Raw genomic sequence first — 19,002 nt, 5'->3', positions numbered from 1 at the left:
AACCTAATCCCAGCTCTTGCCTTTCCCGCTCATACGTATGAACAGCTTTATTAGCTCAACAATAACGATGATCGACAGGGCAGCCGCACAGACAATGAGCCACTGCATTCCGTTCATATGCTGCACGCCGAACCAGTCATTCAGTCCCGGGATGATAATGACCAGCACTAGCAGCAGCCCGGAAATAACCGAGGCGCCAAGCATGTATTTGTTGGTAAACCAGCCGATCTGGAACAGTGATTTCGTATTGGACCTTACACTGAATGCATGTGTAATCTGCAGAAGGCCAAGGGTGGCAAAAGCCATGGTCACCGCAACACCCTCATCATAATGGGTATGCGCCCAGTAATATACCAGCAGCGTCAACACAGCTTCAATGATCCCCTGATAGATAATCCCTGCCCCCACACCTCCGGCAAAAATGCTGCTGCTGGATTTGCGCGGTTTTCTTGACATTACATCTGAACTGGCTTTCTCCAGCCCCAGTGCCAGCGCAGGAAGGGTATCCGTAACAAGATTAATCCAGAGAATATGGATAGGCTCCAGGATACGCCAGCCGATCAATGTGGCAATGAACAGGGTCAGCACTTCTCCGAGATTCGCGGAGAGCAGAAACTGAATGGCTTTACGGATATTGCTGTAGACTTTCCGTCCTTCCTCTACAGCAACCACAATTGTCGTAAAGTTATCATCAGCAAGAACCATGTCCGATACGCCCTTGGCGACATCGGTGCCCGTAATCCCCATTCCCACCCCGATATCTGACGATTTTAATGCCGGGGCATCGTTCACGCCGTCACCGGTCATCGCGACGATTTTCCCTTTTTTCTTCCAGGCTTTGACGATCCGCACCTTATGCTCCGGTGAGACACGGGCATACACGGAATAATCTGCAACCCTGCCCGCAAAATCCTCCTCGCTGATCTTATCCAGCTCGCGGCCTGTAAGGACACTTTCGTCACTCTCGATAATGCCGAGCCGCTTGGCAATCGCTGCAGCTGTATCCCGGTGATCACCAGTAATCATCACGGGACGGATACCCGCCTGACGGCAGACAGCGACCGCTTCACGCACTTCTTCCCGCGGAGGATCAATCATACCCGTCAGCCCGACGAACACGAGCTCACGCTCTGATGTCTCCGGTGAAGGATCAGCAGGAAGCTCCGTATAATCACGGAATGCAAAAGCCAGCACTCGCAGCGCTTCATCCGCCAGCTGCTTATTTCCGGCAGTGATGGAACGTGAGTCCTCGCCAGTAAGCTGCACTATTTGACCCTCTTTATAAATATGGGTGCACTTTGAAAGCAGCACATCCGGTGCGCCTTTGGTCAATCCGCGGAATGTACCGCCTTCCATTACATGAATGGTGGTCATCAGCTTGCGGTCCGAATCGAACGGCAGCTCTTTTTTGCGCGGATACTTGTTCTCCTGCTCTCTTTTGTCAATACCGATGCTCAGCGCATAGTCGACCAGAGCTGTTTCCGTCGGATCACCGATTATTTTTTTGCCGCTTTTACTATGCGAACCGCCTCCCGGCTTGGCATCAGCATTCCCTGTGTTCCCCTGGCCCTCTCCTTCATCGATACTGGAATCGTTGCACAGCGCCATGGCCTGAAGCAGCAGTTCTCCGCCCGGCATTTCTTTAAGCGCGGCATTCGCTTCCACTGTCTGTCCGTTTATGTAAAGTTTCTCGACAGTCATCTTGTTCAGTGTCAGCGTTCCTGTTTTGTCAGAGCAGATGATTTCTGTACTGCCGAGTGTCTCCACTGCCGGAAGCTTACGGATAATCGCTTTGCGTCCGGCCATCCGCTGGACACCCAGGGCCAGAATAATCGTCACAATGGCGGGCAGCCCCTCGGGGATCGCAGCCACGGCAAGCGAAATTGAAGTCAGCAGCATATCGAGCATTTCTCTGCCTTGAAGAAGCCCGACCGCAAAGATAACGATACAGACTCCAAGGATAATAAAGGTAAAATACTTCCCTAACTCATCCAGCTTCTTCTGCAGCGGGGTGACTTCAGTCTCTGCCCCGGAGATATAACCGGCGATTTTCCCGACCTCAGTAGACATACCCGTAGCCGTAACAACACCCAAGCCTCTGCCGTAGGTCACGCTGCTGCTCATATAGGCCATATTGCTCCGGTCACCGATGACGAGATCCTCCCCTTCCAGCACACCGGTCTGCTTATCCGAAGGCAATGATTCTCCAGTCAATGCTGCTTCTTCAATCTGCAGCGAGGCGGTTTCCAGCAGCCTTACATCCGCCGGTACCACGTTACCCGCTTCCAGCAGTACAATATCGCCCGGCACCAGCTCCTCGCTTTTGATCTCGCGTACCTGCCCGTCACGGCGGACTCTGGCCATCGGGGATGACATGCTTTTCAGCGCTTCAAGGGCCTGCTCCGCCTTGTTCTCCTGAATCACTCCGAGCACGGCATTCAATACGACAACCAGCAGAATGATAACGGTATCCGTCCATTCTCCCAGGATGCCTGACAGCACTGCTGCAGCAAGCAAAATAAAGATCATGACATTTTTAAATTGCTCGATAAATTTAGCCAGCAGTGATTTGGGCTTTGCTTCCTGCAGCATATTTTTGCCGTAACGGGTAAGCAGTTCGCCCGCCCGGCCTGAAGACAGGCCGTTTTCTTCTGTTTCCAGCCTTTTCAGCACTTCTGCCGTGTCCAGGGTATGAAACGGTGTGGACATTTGAACCTTATCTGAAGTATTTTCCGGTTTCAAGCCATCAGCTCCTTCCATTTTCAGCGCTTTATTTTCACTCATATGGAGTTTACCCAGAAATACTCAGGTAATTCTTAGTACAAATGGAGAAATACCAAACCCTCAAAAAGCTTTAATGATTTGGCCCCTTACGTAACCTATGTTATGCTTTAGATATACTACATACAGTAAGGAGGTGAATCCATGATAGCATATCTGGGACGCAAACCCTTTCAACAGCTGCTTCGCATAAGTTTGATCCCCATGGTTCTCTTCACACTGCTCGCTGCATCCTTCGGCGTTCATCATCAGGAAGAGTATGAAGGAAGAACCCCGCAAATCCAGCAATATGAGCACAAATTGACACAGCCGGTGCGGTTACATCCGCCGAAGCCAAGCTATACACCGGGAGTCCGCATATCCCATCATGGATCCACCCCGCTTTTGACACCGGAATCTGCGGCCTGTCTTCTAAGTGTTTCTTTTTATCCTTTTATCTATATCATCCTAAAACGCCTGCGGCTGCATCCGCTCAAATTTACTTCCAATTATGTGGACAAAGCATATTAAACCTCACCCGTTCAGATTTACAAAAATAAGTTTCTGATGATGGGAGGAATACCTTTGAACAAACGCACAAGCGGAGCTTATTCCCCGCTTCAGCGCAAACCTGTCCGTATTCTCTCGATCGTTGCCGGAGGTCTGCTCGCCGCCGTCGGACTGGAGCTGTTCCTGATTCCGCACAAGCTGATTCCCGGGGGGATTACCGGACTCTCCGCCCTGTTCTCACATATGACTGAAATGCGGCTGGGCTTGTTCCTGTTCCTGTTCAATTTGCCGTTTATTCTGCTGTCACGCAAACAAATCAGCCTGCAATTTGCCTTGTATACCATGCTCGGGTTGCTCTGCCTTACAGCAGGCTCCCTGGCACTCCACAGTTACCCGGCGGTTGCGGGAGAACCGCTTACGGCAGCCATTGCCGGAGGGCTGTGCCTTGGCTTAGGCATAGGTATATCCATCCGCTTTGGCGGGATCACCGGCTCGGCCGGCGATCCCGGGTACCTGCTGCTGAAGGGCGGCCCGCCTAAATATGCTGAAACAGCCATTATGCTGTTCAACTGTGCCATATTGTTATGCGGCGGTTTTTTATTCGGCTGGGATCAGGCGATGTATTCCATCATTGCCTATCTTCTGGCCTTTGAAGGGGTAAGAATTTCACTGAGGGACCTGTCCCGCTCAAGGGCTGTGTGGATTACCAGCCGCCGCTGTGAGGAGATCAGCAAAGCGCTGAAGGAATCGCTGGAGCGCGAAGCCAAGCTTGTCCAGGCCTCCGGTCCGGCAGGCCAGCCCGGCACCTTATTTTGTCTGGCCAGCAGGCTGGAAGAGGAGAAGCTGACCTCTATCGTCCGGCAGTATGACAAGGACAGCCAGATTGTTTTCCGCGGGGCAAGCGGGCGGGATCCGGGTGACCTGTTCCGTAAAAATATCAGCTGACCTATGGAAAATATCCGTACACCAAAAAGTCGTTCCCGCTGCTCTTAGCGGGAACGACTTTTTGCTTGCCTGATGTAAGGACTGGCCTGCTTCTTCAGCGGAACATACCCCATAGCCGGATAAGGTGAAACGTATTGTTAGGATCAATTTTTTGGGCAATCACGAACTTTACAATCTGCTCTTCCTGCGTGGTGGTCAGCTTCTCATTAAGGACTGAAGCGGCATTCTTCACCAGTCTGCGAACAACCGCGGTATCCTGCAGCTCCTGCTTGGAGATTCCGTTAATCATGTTCTTAATGCGTTCCTTGACAGCCGTATTCTTCATCTTCAGCTTGATCCGTTCAACCAGCTGCGGGCTGATTCCGTATTGCTGGTAACCCAAATGCAGCACCTCCCGTCATATCCAATCATTCACAGTATATGTGGGACGGCGGCGGCATGTGCCTAATTAATCAATAATATCGCCCTGGAATATTTGCTCCTTCTGCAGATAGCCGCGCAGCGGAGCATAATCGGCTGAGGTCCAGAAGGAAGCATCCCTAAGCAGTTCAGCGACATCGTCACGGGCCTGCTCAAGCACCTCGAAATCGGCGGTCATATCCGCCAGCCGGAATTCCGGCAGCCCGCTCTGTTTCGTTCCGAAGAAATCCCCCGGACCGCGAAGTTCCAGATCCCTTCTCGACACTTCAAAACCGTCATCCGTATCGGTCATGGCCGTCATCCGTTCGCGGCCGATTTCCGATTTCGGATCGGCTACAAGCACACAGTAGGAAGCATGCTGCCCTCTTCCGACACGTCCCCGCAGCTGGTGCAGCTGTGACAATCCAAAGCGGTCAGCATCCATGATGATCATAAGCGTTGCGTTAGGTACATCGACGCCAACCTCTACAACTGTCGTAGATACAAGCAGCTGAATCTCATTATTGTAGAAGGCGCGCATAACCTCGTCTTTTTCGCCCGGAGTCATCCGTCCGTGCAGCAGTCCGACCGAGTAATTCGGAAAGTTCTGTGACATCTGGACATGCAGGTCAATTGCGTTTTGCACATCAAGCTTCTCGGACTCTTCAATCAGCGGACAGATCAGATAAGCCTGCCGTCCCTGATCAACCTCGCGGTTCACCAGCTTCAGCACCCGCTCCATCAGATCATGTTTTACCCAATAGGTAGTAATCGGGACCCTCCCCTTCGGCCGCTCGGACAGGGTAGATACATCCATATCACCGAATACTGTAATTGCCAGTGTACGCGGAATCGGGGTTGCCGTCATCGTCAGCACATCCGGGTTATAACCTTTGCGGCGCAGAATACTGCGCTGGTTGACTCCGAAACGGTGCTGCTCATCCGTGACCACAAGGCCCAGCCCGCGGAAGAATACGTCATCCTGAATCAGCGCATGCGTGCCTACAACGACATCAATCATGCCCATCTGCAGGGATGCAAGCAGATCCTTGCGTTTGCGCCCGGTCACGCTGCCTGTCAATAGCCCGACTGTGATGCCGAACGGTTCGAACATCCGCGTCAGGGAGCGCATATGCTGTTCCGCCAGAATTTCAGTCGGCACCATAAGCGCTCCCTGAAACCCCGACCGCACCGTGGCAAACAGCGCGATTGCCGCCAGTACGGTTTTGCCAGAGCCAACATCGCCCTGAAGCAGCCGGTTCATACAGGATGGGGAGCGCATATCCTTCAGAATCTCCAGTTCTACATGCTTCTGGGCATCCGTCAGCTCAAAAGGCAGGCTGCGCACAAACTGGCGGACAGTTGCATTATCAACGGTGTGCACCACGCCGTCCATTCTCCCTTGGGTGAGCACCCGGAAAGCCTGTACCTTCAATTGAAACAGGAACAGCTCCTCGTAGACCATTCTGCGCCTGCCCTGCTGGCCTTCCCGGGTATCCTCCGGCCGGTGAATCGTAGCTACAGCCCGTTTGCGGGGCATGAAGTCATATTTCCGCAGGATGACCTGCGGCAGTATTTCCGGAATCAGCTCACCGAACTGCAGCAGCGCCTGATTGATGCTTTTGCGGATCCACGATTGTGTGATCTTGCCTCCGACAGAATATACAGGCTGAAGAGTACCGGTCTTTCCCTCCCCGCGGTCAGGGAATTCATAATCTGTGACGGTAATGGCGTTACGCTTTTGATCCCATTTGCCGGTAATAACGATTTCCCGCCCCACTGTCAGCTGCTCCTTGATATAGTGCTGATTGAACCAGGTGGCGGTGAACATCCACGGCTCGGCAACCACTTTACAGCTGAGGCGTGATTTGCCCCCGAACCGCTGCAGTACAGGTATACCGATCACCTTGGCCACCACGGTTGCCTTGTCACCATGCTTGACCTCACTGAGCGAACGCGGACGGAAATCCTCGTAACGGAACGGATAATATTCCAGCAGATCCTTCACTGTAAAGACGCCAAAGGCGTGAAGCTCGCTTTGCTTTTGAGCGCTCACGCCAGTTATTTGTTTTACTTCGATTTCATCAAGTGATAGCTGCATGTTCATCCCCTATTTACGCGGGCCAGATAAATACGGCTAACGTACCATTGCCGACATGGCTGCCTACAACAGGGCCGATGTTGGTCAGCACTTGCTCTTCCAGGGTGAAGTGCCCGGCTAATTCCTTCAGGAATTCTTCGCCGTATGCCGGTTCAGCCGTATGACCCACGGCCACATTGATTTTGTTCACTCCCGGCAGGTCCGCTTTGAACAGCTCGATCATGCGGGCAATTGCTTTTTTGCGGCCTCTTACCTTCTCAACCGCATAAATAATACCTTCTGCATCAATAGAGAGAATAGGCTTGATATTGAGCAGCGTTCCCAGAAACGCTGAAGCTTTGCCGATTCTGCCGCCTTTCTGCAGATATTCAAGCGTGTCGACCAGGAAATATAGCTTGCGCGACTGGCGAAGCTTCTCCACAGTCTCCAGAATCTCCTGCGGTTCTTTGCCTTCCTTGGCTAGGCGCGCCGCTTCTACTACCATAAACCCGAAACCGTAGGAAGCGGACAGGGAATCCACCACAGTGATGGCCTCCCCCTCCTCCTCCAGCATGGACTTCGCCAAAACCGCTGACTGATAGGTCCCGCTTAGCCCGGATGAGATATGGAAAGACAGAATTGCACTGCCCGGATTACGCTCCAGGATGGTGCGGTACACATTCATATATTCAACCGGAGAAGGCTGAGAGGTCGTCGGCAGCTGTGCTGCACGCGGAAGACGCTCATAGAACTGCTCCGGTGTCATATCGACATTATCCCGGTAAGACTCTTCACCGAACATCAGGGTCAGCGGTACAATCTGAATGCCGTAAGCTTCCGCCAGTGCCGGCGGGATATCCGAAGTACTGTCTGTGACGATAACGGTTCGACTCATGGAATTCCTCCCCAAACAAGATTTAAGCTGTTCCGCGCAGCGGCGGAAAATGCTTTGACGCAAATAGAGGAATAAAGCTTGAGCTTAGGCTTCAACCGAGAAAAGATAGTAATACAACGGCTGCCCGCCTTCATGAATCTCGACTTCCACCTGCGGATAGTTCTCCTCCAGCCAGCCGGCTAAAGTTTCAGTGACACCGTTCTCTGTCTCTGCACCGGTCAGGACAGTGACGATCTCATCACCATTCTCCAGCATGCTTGAGAGCAGAGCCTGGCTTGCACCCAGCAGGTCATCGGAAGCTGCAACAATTTTGGAATTGGAAATGCCGATATACTGGCCTGCCTTGATCTCCAGCTCCTCAATAACAGTGTCCCGTACGGAATTGGTTACCTGCCCGGATTTAACCTGTGAAATGGCCTCAAGCATGTTGCTGGTATTGGCATCTACAGTATCATCCTCCTGGAAAGCAAACGCAGCAGCAATTCCCTGCGGGATGCTCTTGCTCGGAATAACGGTTATCTCCCGCTCCCCTTCCAGCAGATCCTTGGCCTGCTGTGCAGCGAGCACGATGTTGGAGTTATTCGGCAGAATATACACATGCTTTGCGGAGATTAATGAAATCGCATTAACGAAATCCTCTGTGCTTGGATTCATGGTCTGACCGCCTGCCAGCACGGCATCGACACCCAGGCTCCTGAAAATTTCAGAAATACCGTCGCCGGAAGACACAGCGATAAAGCCGTAAGGAGCCAGGTCATCCGCCGGTGGAACGGCCGGTGCCTGTACGCTGCTTTTTTCCTCAGGAATATCTGCAAAAACATCCGGCATCGGCGCAATGTCCATCCCTGCTGTCAGCAGATCGCGGTGCTGTTCCCGCATATTAAGAATATGGATCTGGGTAATTTCACCATAGAGCAGCGCAAGGTTAAGCACATCTCCCGGTGTCTTCGAATGCACGTGTACCTTGATGGTCTCCTCATCGGAAATTACAATTATGGAGTCTCCGTTGACTGACAACGCTTTCCGGAATTTTTCCTCATCAAAATCCGCTCCTGCATTCACGCCAAGCTGGCGGTTAATGAAGAACTCCATATCATATAAAAATTCAATATCTTCCGTATGAAGCTGGGACTGGGCAGACGACTGCACGGATGAAGGCACCGCCTCATGCTTGGTCAGCACAGGCTGCGCTGCAGCCGCTGAAACCGGAACGGCAGCAGGAGCTTGTCCTTGTACAGGGGCCGGCTCAGCAGTGCTTCCGCTCGTCAGATACTGGTGGAAACCTTCATAAATGTACACCAGACCCTGTCCGCCGGAGTCTACGACGCCAACCTGCTTTAGCACAGGCAGCAGCTCCGGCGTATTCGCCAGCGCTTCCTTCGCTCTCGTCAATACTTCTGTCATGAGTTCGTTGATATCAGTTGTACGGCGGGCAAAATACACCGCATGTCTTGCAGCTTCTTTGGCTACGGTCAGAATGGTGCCTTCAACCGGTTTGACCACAGCCTTGTAAGCTGTATCCACTCCGGTCTGCAGCGCTGCCGCGAACTGCTGCGTGTTAAGCTCATCATACTGGGCAGCGTAACGTCCGAGACCTCTGAACAGCTGAGACAAAATAACGCCGGAATTGCCCCGCGCGCCCATTAAAAGGCCTTTGGAAAGCACGCCTGCACATTGACCGACTGATGCGGTATTATTCTTTTTCAATTCGTTCGCGCCTGCAGTCATCGTTAAGTTCATATTGGTTCCCGTATCTCCATCCGGTACCGGAAACACATTCAAGGAATTGACGTGCTCTGCATGCTGCTGCAGCCTTTCCGCACCGGCGAGTACCATTGCGGTAAAATCTGTTCCGTTTATAGAACGCTTACTCAATGAGAATTCCCCTTCCTAACTTTATGCCTAATCAATTCTATGATTAACTGGACATAATACACTAAGTTACATTGTACTATAATAGCATAAAGAAATAAATGTTTTTGAATCGGTTGACGTAGCAATTTTTGCTGTGATATTATATTTAAGTATTGTTTTATGCAGGTGTTAGTAACAAGGAGGTGTAATCTATGTCCCGCAAATGTACTGTAACCGGCAAGAAACCGAGCAGCGGTAACCACGTGTCTCACGCAAACAACCGCAACCGTCGTTCTTGGGGAGTTAACGTTCAGAAGGTCCGCATCCTCGTGAACGGTAAACCGAAACGCGTATACGTCAGCACCCGTGCTTTGAAAGCCGGTAAAGTTGAACGCGTTTAGTCTTGGATTTTCCTAGACCTGGTGATATCTCATATGAAACAAAAAGCACCCTTTACATTCGTAAGGTGCTTTTTTTCATGTCTTCTGTTCTGTTACCTGCTTAACTTTTCTGAAAAGTATTCAATATTGCCTTGACAAAACCTCCCAAAAATTTCGGCAGCTTAAACGTGTAAAATTTCATTCTTCACCCTCCCATCAATTCATGCGCGTACAGTAGGAGACTTTCCAGTCTTTATGCATACGTAAACGAACTGCAGACCTCCCTTATTGAACAAAAAAAGGCTACATGAGATTTCTGCTCATGTAACCATATTTATGCGCCGACAACTTGGCCTATACCTTCACTCTCATCCGCACACAGATTAACGGACGGCTGACCCTGCTGCCTCACGGATCGCCTTGATCGCGGCTGCACGGTCACTCCGCCCGAACACGGCATTGCCTGCCACCAGAACATCAGCACCGGCTTCAACCACTAAAGGAGCGGTCTCCTCGGCAATTCCGCCGTCCACCTCAATGCGCAAATTGCTGTGATTGATCTCATTCGCCCACTCGCGGATCTGGCGGATCTTACGGAGTGTACCCGGAATAAAGGCCTGTCCCCCAAAACCGGGATTGACGGTCATAACCAGCACCATATCGACATCCTCAAGCACCTCACGGACCGCAGAAGCCGGAGTACCGGGATTAATGGCAACACCCGCCATAAGCCCCAGCTCCTTGATCTGATGCACCACACGGTGCAGATGTACACAGGCCTCGGCGTGTACAGTGATTACCGATGCGCCTGCAGCGGCAAAGTCAGCTATGTAGCGCTCCGGATTTTCGATCATTAAATGAACATCAAGCGGCACCGAGGTATTTGCCTTTACAGCTTTGACTACCGGCGGCCCCAGTGTGATATTGGGAACAAAACGCCCGTCCATGACGTCCACGTGCAGCCAGTCCCCTCCGCACTTCTCCGCTTCCGCAACCTCAGCACCCAGTGCTGCAAAATCCGCTGACAACAATGATGGGGCGATAATTATCATGTCTTTAGTACCTCCGCTTTTTGTCTTTCATCTCATTGTAAAAAAGTTTGTAATGTTCATAGCGGCTGCCGGCTATTTCACCTGCTTCAACAGCATCCAGAACCCGGCAGCCCGGCTCATGCAGATGGCTGCAGCCGCGGAATTTGCAATTCTCCGCATAGGATGCGAATTCCCTGAAGCATACCGACAGCTCCTCCACCCCTAATTCCAGAAAATCCAGCTGGCTGAATCCCGGAGTATCCGCTACGAAGCCGCCGTTGCCGATATCCATCAGTTCCACATGGCGGGTAGTATGACGCCCGCGGCCCAGCCGAAGACTGATTTCACCTGTTTCAAGCTCAAGTCCTGGCACGAGCCGGTTCAGCAGCGTTGATTTGCCGACACCTGATTGTCCGGCGAAGACGCTTACGCCCCCGGCGAGACGGTCCCGCAGCTGCTCGCTTCCCGAGCCGGTTAATGAACTGGTGACCATCACTTCATAACCAATGCGCTCATAGAGTTCCTTGACCTCTCTGGTCGCTTCATGATCGTCATCGGCCAGATCCTGCTTCGTAAGTACGATCAGCGGCTCCAGTCCCGCGTGTTCAATATGAACCAGGAACTTATCGAGCAGATTGAGATTCATATCCGGTTCACGCAATGAGAAGAGCAGCACCGCCAGGTTAACATTAGCTACAGGAGGACGGATCAGTTCGGATTCCCGAGGCAGAATTTCATCAACCGTGCCTTCACCGTTTTCGGTGAGACCATAAATGATCCGGTCCCCGACAAGGGGCGCAGTTCCCTTCTTTCTAAAAATCCCCCGGCCCCGGCATTGTACAGTCTCCTCCCCGGTGGCAATAGACCCGTCCTGGAGCGGCTTGACGTAATAATAACCGCTTAATGCTTTGATGATGATTCCTTCAGGCATACATGTTGAGCCTTCCTCTCCTGAGATTGCACAAATGACCCAAGCTCATATCCCCGGGTCATTTGGCGGCAGCAGCCTTGCCCGCATTCATGACGGTTCAGCAGCTGTCTATTCCTCTTTAATAATCTTTATCCTTGCCGTTGCCTTTGTTCTGATGCTTTTCCTTTTTGCCGTTATTTCCGTTGTTCGTTAACGCTTTGAGGCTGGCATTACTGTTCGGACTCTCCGTAACAAAACCTGTCTGATCTACATTCCCGGCAGTCTCATCCGCCTCTTCTTCCTCTTCAGATCCCGGAGGCAGAATTTCCGGCTCAATGGTCGGATCAGGCTGCGGCGTTTCTGTCGGTGCCGGAGTTGGCGGCGCCGGCGTCTCTGTTACCGGAGGCTCCGGCTGCGGAACCGTGCCGTTCTTGGCATCCGAATACCGGATTTCAAAAGCTTCAATATACTCGCCATCCTGATAAAGCGAGACCGCTCCATCCTTGTTAGGCGCCAGAACCAGGTTCACAGACAGTACCTGACTTTTCCCAATCGTGCGTGTTCCCCACTCCTGCGGTTCACCGTCATTACGGGCATCGGAATACACAATGCGGATTTGTGTCTTCTTGCCGTCGCTTGACGGTGCCACCGGCACATTAAAGGTATAGTTCAATGCTTCCGGCGGGAATCCCGTACTTATGGAGATTTTAACTTTATCCCCTTTGGAGACAAGGTCGCCTTCCTCATAAGGCCATTGTTCCATGACCTTTCCCTTCTCGATGGAATAGGAGGCTTCTTCCTTGACTTCATCCAGCACCAGGCCGGCACCTTCAATCAGCTTCTTCGCCTGGGATTCCGACGAGCCGATGAGGTCAGGCATTTCTATACTTTCTTCGCCTTTGCTGACAATGATTTTGACCGCCGCTGTCTCCGGATCATATTCGTTTCCTTCCGCCGGTTCAGAGCCGATTACCTGGCCTTCCGGGAAATCTTCGCTGAAACGCGGATCCTGGCTGATCCGGCTTTGTGCCACACCTTCCGCAATCAGCGCTTGAACAGCCTCATCGTAGCTTTTTCCGGATAAGGACGGGACATAGTATTTGGTCTTCGCGGTGCTTACCTTGAGAATAATATGAGTTCCCTCTTTGACTACCGTGCCTTCTTTTTTGTTCTGTTCCCATACGACATTCTCTGCAAAGTTAGGGTTATATTCCATTGTCGGCGGATCTTCTACAAGAAGTCCCGCCTCGGCCAGCATAGCTGTTGCTTCTTCAAGCTCGTAGCCCGTAACCTTAGGTACGGTAACCTCGGCCACCGACAATTTGGAGTTCACATACCAAACCACGCTGCCCATTGCTATCAGTATAAACAGAGTAAGTCCGATCCATAATGCGGGACGTCCCCACTTCCGCTTGGATGGAACCGGAGGTTCGTCATCTTCTTCCTTTGCCATACTGCGCAGGCGGTCTTCCCCGCTGTTCCGGGCACCGAGACCACGCTGGAGCGGTTTGATCGCCGGAATAATCCGCGTTCTGTCCTCATCCTCGTCATCATCATGGAATGTGCTTTTGGCTTCGCTGCGCCGTTCTGGCAGCAGACAGGTCTCCAGATCCTGCAGCATTTGCTTGGCAGACTGATAACGCTCATCCGGGTTCTTGCGCATGGATCTCAAAATCACATTCTCCACACTTTGCGGAATCAGCGGATTCAGCACACGCGGCTCTTCGAACTCCTCCTGCAGATGCTTCAGCGCAACACTGATCGGGCTTTCGCCCAGGAACGGCAATACTCCTGTAAGCATCTGGTATAATACAATACCCAATGAATAAAGGTCAGATTTCTCTCCGGTAGTTACACCTTTGGCATGCTCCGGTGAGAAATAATGTACCGAACCTACTACCGAACCGGTCTGGGTGATCGTTGTCGAGGTAACCGCCCGGGCAATCCCGAAATCCGTTACCTTCACCCTTCCGTTACGTCCGATCAGAATGTTATGAGGCTTAATATCACGATGAATAATCTGATTCTGGTGTGCATGATCCAGTGCATCACAAATTTGTGAAGCGATGCGTACCGCCTCGTCCACCTGGAGCGGCGCCCGTTCTTTGATAATCTCGTTCAGATTATGGCCTTCGATATATTCCATAACAATATAATGAATGTCTTCTTCTTGCCCTACATCATATATACTGACCACATTCGGATGAGACAGAGATGCGGCGGACTGAGCTTCCCGTCTGAATCTGCGGATAAACTCTTCATCATGCACAAATTGATTGCGCAATACTTTAATGGCGACGTTCCGGTTAAGCAGGATGTCATGCGCCCTGTATACAAGCGCCATGCCACCTCCACCGATCCGTTCGATGACTTGATAACGGCCGCCCAGTTCGTGACCGATCATCTATTCCACTCCTTTGTCTCGGGCGCAGCGGCCTCTCCTTGATGTTCCAACAAAGCGACGCTGATATTATCGCCACCCCCGGCAAGCAGCGCCAGCTGAAGCAAGCGATCCGCTCTCTCCTCTAAGGATATTTCCCGGATTCCTGCAACCTTGCCCAGATGCTCCTGGCTGACAAAATTGCTGAGCCCGTCGCTGCACAGCAGCAGCAGCTCACCGGGCGCCAGACTGACAGGCGCCAGATCCGCAGTTACCTCTGCATCCGTCCCCATCGCTCTTGTCAGTACATTGCGGCGGGGATGGCTGCCAAGCTCCTCCAGGCTGATCTGGCCGTTCTTGAACAGCTCATTGACCAGCGTATGATCCTCGGTTAACTGAAATGCAGCACCGTCCTTCACAAGATAAGCTCTGCTGTCACCGACATGGCCAATATAGCCTGCGGTCCCCTTCAGCAGAACCGATACAACAGTCGTACCCATGTTGTGGTACTTCTCGTCACGCGAAGCCTCACTGTGAACGGTGTGGTTGGCTTCCTTAATTGCAGAGGAGAGCGCAGTTCCAAGCTCTTCCTTTGACAGTTCGGGCTGAAGTTCATCGAGCGTGCTCCTCATACTCTCCAGAGCGAGCCTGCTCGCGGTATCTCCAGCCAAATGTCCGCCCATTCCATCGGCTATAATGCCGAGTGTATAACCGTGGCGCGTGGCGCCGATCCAGACAGAATCCTCATTTACCGTACGTACCCGGCCAATGTCGCTGGCATGAACTGTTCTGATCAACTATCCTCACCTCAACTCCATATGTTTGGCGCGCAGCTGTCCGCATGCGGCCGCAATATCATGGCCCTGCTCACGGCGGATCGTTACATTCACACCCTGGTCGGCCAGAATACGCTGAAATTCAAAAATATCATTGCGGGAAGTCCGTACATATTTGCGTTCAGGCACATGATTAACCGGGATGAGGTTAACATGGCACAGCATGCTCTTAAGCACGCCGGCCAGCTCCTTCGCATGCTCCGGCTGGTCATTGACCCCGCCGATCAGGGCATATTCGAAGCTGATCCGGCGCCCGGTCTTGGCCTGATAATAACGCAGTGATTCAATAACATCGTCAAACGGGTAACGGCGGTTAACAGGCATCAGCTTGGAGCGCAATGCATCGTTAGGCGCATGGATCGAAATCGCCAGATTGATCTGGGTATCTTCATCAGCAAATTTGTAGATGTTCGGAACAATTCCGCTGGTGGAGACGGTAATGTGGCGCTGGCCGATGTTCAGGCCTTTTTCATGAATCATCAGGCGCAGGAATCTCATGGTGGCATCATAATTTTCGAACGGCTCGCCTGTACCCATAATTACAATACTGCTTACGCGCTCACCGCGGGCATCCAGAATTTGCTGGGAACGGACAACCTGGGCAACAATTTCACCTGCTGTCAGGTCGCGTTTCAGCCCCCCGAGCGTTGATGCACAGAAGGTGCAGCCGATCCGGCAGCCTACCTGTGTTGTTACGCAGACACTGTTGCCATAGTTATGCTTCATAATAACTGTTTCGATGGCATGATCGTCATGCAGTCCAAACAGGAATTTCACCGTACCGTCCTTCGATTCCAGCTTCGTAATTTCAGTCAGGGCATTGATACTGAACTGTTCATCCAGCTTGGCCCGCAGCGCCTTAGACAAGTTGCTCATGGATTCAAAGTCATTCACTCGCTTCACATACAGCCAGTCAAAAATCTGGCCGCCGCGGAAAGCAGGCTCACCGTTATCCTTGGCCCACTGCTGCAGCTCTTCCAGAGAAAAATCATATATTAAAGGTTTCATTATAGTTAGCACCTGTGCTTTCGTATTTTATTGATAAACTGCAATACGCTTAATGATATCCATATGCGTATTATTTCTCATTCTTCCTATTTTAACACAAATTTCAGAGACGGTAAAAGAAAAGCCCGCCGCGCACAAAGTCCTGCGGGCGGGAGTTCTCTCATTACGATGCAGATCTACTATTTTACAAGAGTCGTTCAATACGTGCAATATAAAAACCGTCGCTTCCATAATGCTGCGGCAGAAGCTGTATCCCTTCGCCTTCAGCAAGCGCCGTGCCGCTGAGCCGGTCCCATACCGGTGAATTAAAAGTCACGGATGCAAAGCCGGAATTATTCTCCAGAAATTCCGAAACTACACGGCTGTTCTCCGCCTGCTCTGTGGTGCAGGTGCTGTATACCAGCACGCCGCCCGGCTTCAGGAGCCTAGAGACGGACTGCAGCAGTTCGCCCTGCAGGGCGGCTATGCCGGCCACATCCTCGGGCTGCTTCCGCCATTTCAGATCCGGCTTGCGGCGGATGACGCCCAGACCGGAGCAGGGCGCATCCAGCAGAATCCGGTCAAAGGAAGCTGCCTCAAGCGACTGTGCCAGATCCAGCGCATCGCTGCTTCCTGCTGTGATGCAGTCCAGGCCTAGACGTTCCGCCTGGCTTGTAACCAGCTTTGCTTTGTGTTCATGCAGGTCATTGGCATAAATACTGCCCTGGTCCTTCATTAATTCGCCCATATGGGCGCTTTTGCCGCCGGGTGCAGCGCAGCAATCCAGCACTTTCATCCCCGGTTCCGGAGCTACAGCCTCAGCTACGAGCATCGAACTCTCATCCTGTACGGATAAATAACCGTCACTGTACCAGGAGGTAAGGGCCAGATTGCCGCCGCCTTTTACAACAATACCGAACGGGCTCAATATGGACTCGGAAGCATCCAGTCCGGCTTCAAGCATCTGGGCCAGCAGTGCTTCACGGCTGATCATCGTCGTATTTACGCGTACACTGACCGCCGGCGGCTCATTGTTGGCCGCACACATAGCTGCAGCGGTCTCCAGGCCGTACTGGGCACTCCATTCGCGCACCATCCAGAGCGGATGGGAATGAAGAATGGAAATCCGTTCTTCCTCGCTCAGCCCTGCTTTGAGCACCGGCAGCTCACCTGCACGAAGCACGTTGCGCAGGACTCCGTTCACCATACCTGAGATTCCCTGATGCCCGCGCTTCTTGGCAATGTTAACAGCCTCATTGACTGCTGCATGCGGAGGGATGCGGTCAAGATACATAATCTGATACAGACTTAAGCGCAGCAGGCTGCGTACCCAGGGCTGCAGCTTGGTTATACCTTTGCTTACAAAATCGTCCAGCACATAATCAAGCGTGATCATGCGGGAGATGCTTCCGTACACCAGTTCAGTGGCAAGTCCGGCATCTTCACGGCTTAGTCCTGATTTCTGCAGACTGCTGTTCAGAAGAAGGTTGCTGTAAGCTCCCTCCTGTTCCACCCGGACAAGAATATCCAGCGCTACTTCGCGTGCGGAAGCAGCTGCCTTCTTGTTACTGCTGCGGCCCGCGCCGCCTTTGCCGGCCGCGCTCAACCGAGCACCGTCCCTGGCTTCATGGCTGCACCGCGGCTGAAATCGCCGGCGCTCATTGCTTTTTTGCCTGCCGGCTGCACGGTGGTCAGCAGCAGCGTTCCATTGCCGGTCTTCACCTCAACACCGCTTTCGTTCAGCGCAAGCACAGTCCCCGGTGCCGCTGCTCCATCACTGCTGACAACCGGCTTTGCAGCTGACCATACTTTGAAGCTCTCGCCGTTCCAGAGCGTAAATGCTCCGGAAAACGGCACAAGACCGCGGATCTGGTTATAGATATTGAGTGAATCCGCATTCCAGTTAATCCGTTCATCCTCACGGGTCAGGTTGGGCGCGTAGGTTGCTTCACTGTCATCCTGAGGATCAGCTTCTACACGGCCGGCTGCCAGACGCGGCATTTCGGCCTTCAGCAGATCACGGCCGGCAAGACTGAGCTTTTCGAATAGTATTCCTGATGTATCGTCATCCTCAATCGGCACTTCGACCCGGGAGATCATATCTCCTGTATCGAGGCCTTCAGCCATATACATCAGCGTTACTCCAGTCACTGTTTCACCATTAATAATACAGCGCTGAATCGGCGCTCCGCCGCGGTATTTCGGCAGCAGTGATCCGTGAACATTGACACAGCCGTTTACCGGCAGGTCCAGCACCGACTTGGGCAGGATCTGACCATAAGCCGCCGTAACAATCAGATCCGGCTCATAAGCGGCAAGCTCAGCTACAGCTTCCGGCCGGCGCAGCCGCTCCGGCTGCAGCACCGGCAGGCCAAGTGCCAGGGCAGCTTCCTTCACAGGTGTAGGTACCAATGTTTTCTTGCGGCCCTGCGGACGGTCAGGCTGTGTAATAACAGCCACGACCTCATAACCTTCTTCCACTAGCATCTTCAGGGAGGGAACCGCAAAGGCAGGGGTTCCCATGAATACGATCTTCATATGTTTCACTCCCCTGCTTCACTGTGGTCAGCGGTGTATTCATATACCTTCTCGGCAATGTCTGTAAACAATACACCGTTCAGATGATCAATCTCATGCTGAAATGCCCGGGCGAGCAGTCCGCTGCCTGTAATGGTCACCTCATTGCCTTCACGGTCCAGGCCCCGTACAGTGACAGTCTCCGCACGGCGGACATCACCGTTGAGCCCGGGAATGCTCAGGCAGCCTTCCGGCCCGAACTGTTCGCCTTCCGTACTGACAATTTCAGGATTGATCAGCTTGATCAGCCCGTGCTCTTCATCGGCATCAACGACAATCAGCCGTTTCAGGATACCTACCTGCGGAGCTGCCAGGCCCACGCCTTCCGCGTCGTACATTGTATCCGCCATATCATCAAGCAGCTTCTGCACATTAGGCGTTACCTTCGTTACCGTCTTTGCTGTCTTATGAAGCACCTCATCCGGTTCTTTTACGATCAGTCTGATAGCCATTATAAA

The 19,002-nt window shown here is 52.4% G+C and carries 17 protein-coding genes; 3 read left to right on the top strand and 14 right to left on the bottom strand.

The window, feature by feature from the left end; translation table 11 throughout:
- Positions 1 to 3: 3 nt before the first annotated feature.
- Positions 4 to 2,709 (bottom strand): cation-translocating P-type ATPase, encoded by a 2,706-nt coding sequence (locus C2I18_RS24270; RefSeq protein ID WP_249902223.1) that lies wholly within the window; start codon positions 2,707 to 2,709, stop codon positions 4 to 6.
- Positions 2,710 to 2,925: 216 nt separating this feature from the next.
- Between C2I18_RS24270 and C2I18_RS24265 the strand changes: the two genes are divergently transcribed.
- Together C2I18_RS24265 and C2I18_RS24260 are read left to right on the top strand one after the other, a co-directional pair.
- Complete coding sequence (locus tag C2I18_RS24265) at positions 2,926 to 3,291, top strand: hypothetical protein (protein WP_249898283.1); 366 nt, start codon at positions 2,926 to 2,928, stop codon at positions 3,289 to 3,291.
- A gap of 54 nt (positions 3,292 to 3,345) precedes the next feature.
- The gene (locus C2I18_RS24260; protein ID WP_249898282.1) at positions 3,346 to 4,215 is read left to right on the top strand and encodes a YitT family protein; all 870 of its coding nucleotides are present in this window, start codon (positions 3,346 to 3,348) and stop codon (positions 4,213 to 4,215) included.
- A 94-nt stretch (positions 4,216 to 4,309) separates the two neighbouring features.
- On the opposite strand, the gene C2I18_RS24255 is transcribed toward C2I18_RS24260, so the two are convergent.
- From C2I18_RS24255 to C2I18_RS24240, 4 genes are all read right to left on the bottom strand, one after another.
- Positions 4,310 to 4,597 carry a stage VI sporulation protein F gene (locus C2I18_RS24255; RefSeq protein WP_249898281.1) on the bottom strand — a complete coding sequence of 96 codons (288 nt, stop codon included), beginning with the start codon at positions 4,595 to 4,597 and terminating at the stop codon, positions 4,310 to 4,312.
- A 66-nt stretch (positions 4,598 to 4,663) separates the two neighbouring features.
- The gene (gene recG, locus C2I18_RS24250; RefSeq protein ID WP_249898280.1) at positions 4,664 to 6,715 is read right to left on the bottom strand and encodes an ATP-dependent DNA helicase RecG; all 2,052 of its coding nucleotides are present in this window, start codon (positions 6,713 to 6,715) and stop codon (positions 4,664 to 4,666) included.
- Positions 6,716 to 6,728: 13 nt separating this feature from the next.
- Positions 6,729 to 7,589 carry a DegV family protein gene (locus C2I18_RS24245; RefSeq protein WP_249898279.1) on the bottom strand — a complete coding sequence of 287 codons (861 nt, stop codon included), beginning with the start codon at positions 7,587 to 7,589 and terminating at the stop codon, positions 6,729 to 6,731.
- Positions 7,590 to 7,673: 84 nt separating this feature from the next.
- Positions 7,674 to 9,464, bottom strand: coding sequence for a DAK2 domain-containing protein (locus C2I18_RS24240; protein WP_249898278.1), 1,791 nt, complete (start codon positions 9,462 to 9,464; stop codon positions 7,674 to 7,676).
- Positions 9,465 to 9,655: 191 nt separating this feature from the next.
- Here C2I18_RS24240 and rpmB point away from each other — a divergent pair, with 191 nt between their 5' ends.
- The gene (gene rpmB / locus C2I18_RS24235) at positions 9,656 to 9,844 is read left to right on the top strand and encodes a 50S ribosomal protein L28 (protein WP_249898277.1); all 189 of its coding nucleotides are present in this window, start codon (positions 9,656 to 9,658) and stop codon (positions 9,842 to 9,844) included.
- A gap of 100 nt (positions 9,845 to 9,944) precedes the next feature.
- On the opposite strand, the gene spoVM is transcribed toward rpmB, so the two are convergent.
- The 9 genes from spoVM to def form a co-directional block, all read right to left on the bottom strand.
- Positions 9,945 to 10,025 (bottom strand): stage V sporulation protein SpoVM, encoded by an 81-nt coding sequence (spoVM, locus tag C2I18_RS24230; protein WP_006675261.1) that lies wholly within the window; start codon positions 10,023 to 10,025, stop codon positions 9,945 to 9,947.
- A 181-nt stretch (positions 10,026 to 10,206) separates the two neighbouring features.
- Positions 10,207 to 10,875, bottom strand: a complete 669-nt coding sequence (gene rpe, locus C2I18_RS24225) for a ribulose-phosphate 3-epimerase (protein ID WP_249898276.1) — start codon at positions 10,873 to 10,875, stop codon at positions 10,207 to 10,209.
- A 4-nt stretch (positions 10,876 to 10,879) separates the two neighbouring features.
- Positions 10,880 to 11,785 carry a ribosome small subunit-dependent GTPase A gene (rsgA, locus tag C2I18_RS24220; RefSeq protein WP_249898275.1) on the bottom strand — a complete coding sequence of 302 codons (906 nt, stop codon included), beginning with the start codon at positions 11,783 to 11,785 and terminating at the stop codon, positions 10,880 to 10,882.
- Positions 11,786 to 11,903: 118 nt separating this feature from the next.
- Positions 11,904 to 14,168: a Stk1 family PASTA domain-containing Ser/Thr kinase gene (gene pknB, locus C2I18_RS24215; protein ID WP_249898274.1), complete on the bottom strand. Its 2,265-nt coding sequence runs from the start codon at positions 14,166 to 14,168 to the stop codon at positions 11,904 to 11,906.
- On the bottom strand, positions 14,165 to 14,941 hold the full coding sequence (locus C2I18_RS24210; RefSeq protein ID WP_249898273.1) for a Stp1/IreP family PP2C-type Ser/Thr phosphatase: 777 nt from the start codon (positions 14,939 to 14,941) through the stop codon (positions 14,165 to 14,167). The genes pknB and C2I18_RS24210 overlap by 4 nt, the downstream gene beginning before the upstream one ends.
- A 6-nt stretch (positions 14,942 to 14,947) precedes the next feature.
- The gene (gene rlmN / locus C2I18_RS24205) at positions 14,948 to 15,988 is read right to left on the bottom strand and encodes a dual-specificity RNA methyltransferase RlmN (protein ID WP_249898272.1); all 1,041 of its coding nucleotides are present in this window, start codon (positions 15,986 to 15,988) and stop codon (positions 14,948 to 14,950) included.
- A gap of 184 nt (positions 15,989 to 16,172) precedes the next feature.
- The gene (gene rsmB, locus C2I18_RS24200; RefSeq protein ID WP_249898271.1) at positions 16,173 to 17,573 is read right to left on the bottom strand and encodes a 16S rRNA (cytosine(967)-C(5))-methyltransferase RsmB; all 1,401 of its coding nucleotides are present in this window, start codon (positions 17,571 to 17,573) and stop codon (positions 16,173 to 16,175) included.
- Positions 17,570 to 18,505, bottom strand: a complete 936-nt coding sequence (fmt, locus tag C2I18_RS24195; RefSeq protein ID WP_249898270.1) for a methionyl-tRNA formyltransferase — start codon at positions 18,503 to 18,505, stop codon at positions 17,570 to 17,572. Before fmt ends, rsmB begins: the two co-directional genes overlap by 4 nt.
- 5 nt (positions 18,506 to 18,510) lie before the next feature.
- Positions 18,511 to 18,996: a peptide deformylase gene (def, locus tag C2I18_RS24190; RefSeq protein WP_249898269.1), complete on the bottom strand. Its 486-nt coding sequence runs from the start codon at positions 18,994 to 18,996 to the stop codon at positions 18,511 to 18,513.
- Positions 18,997 to 19,002 lie beyond the last annotated feature (6 nt).

Source organism: Paenibacillus sp. PK3_47 (assembly GCF_023520895.1).
Lineage (GTDB): Bacteria > Bacillota > Bacilli > Paenibacillales > Paenibacillaceae > Paenibacillus_AQ.
The sequence above is the reverse complement of the archived record's forward strand: the minus strand, read 5'-3'. Positions and strand labels throughout refer to the sequence as shown.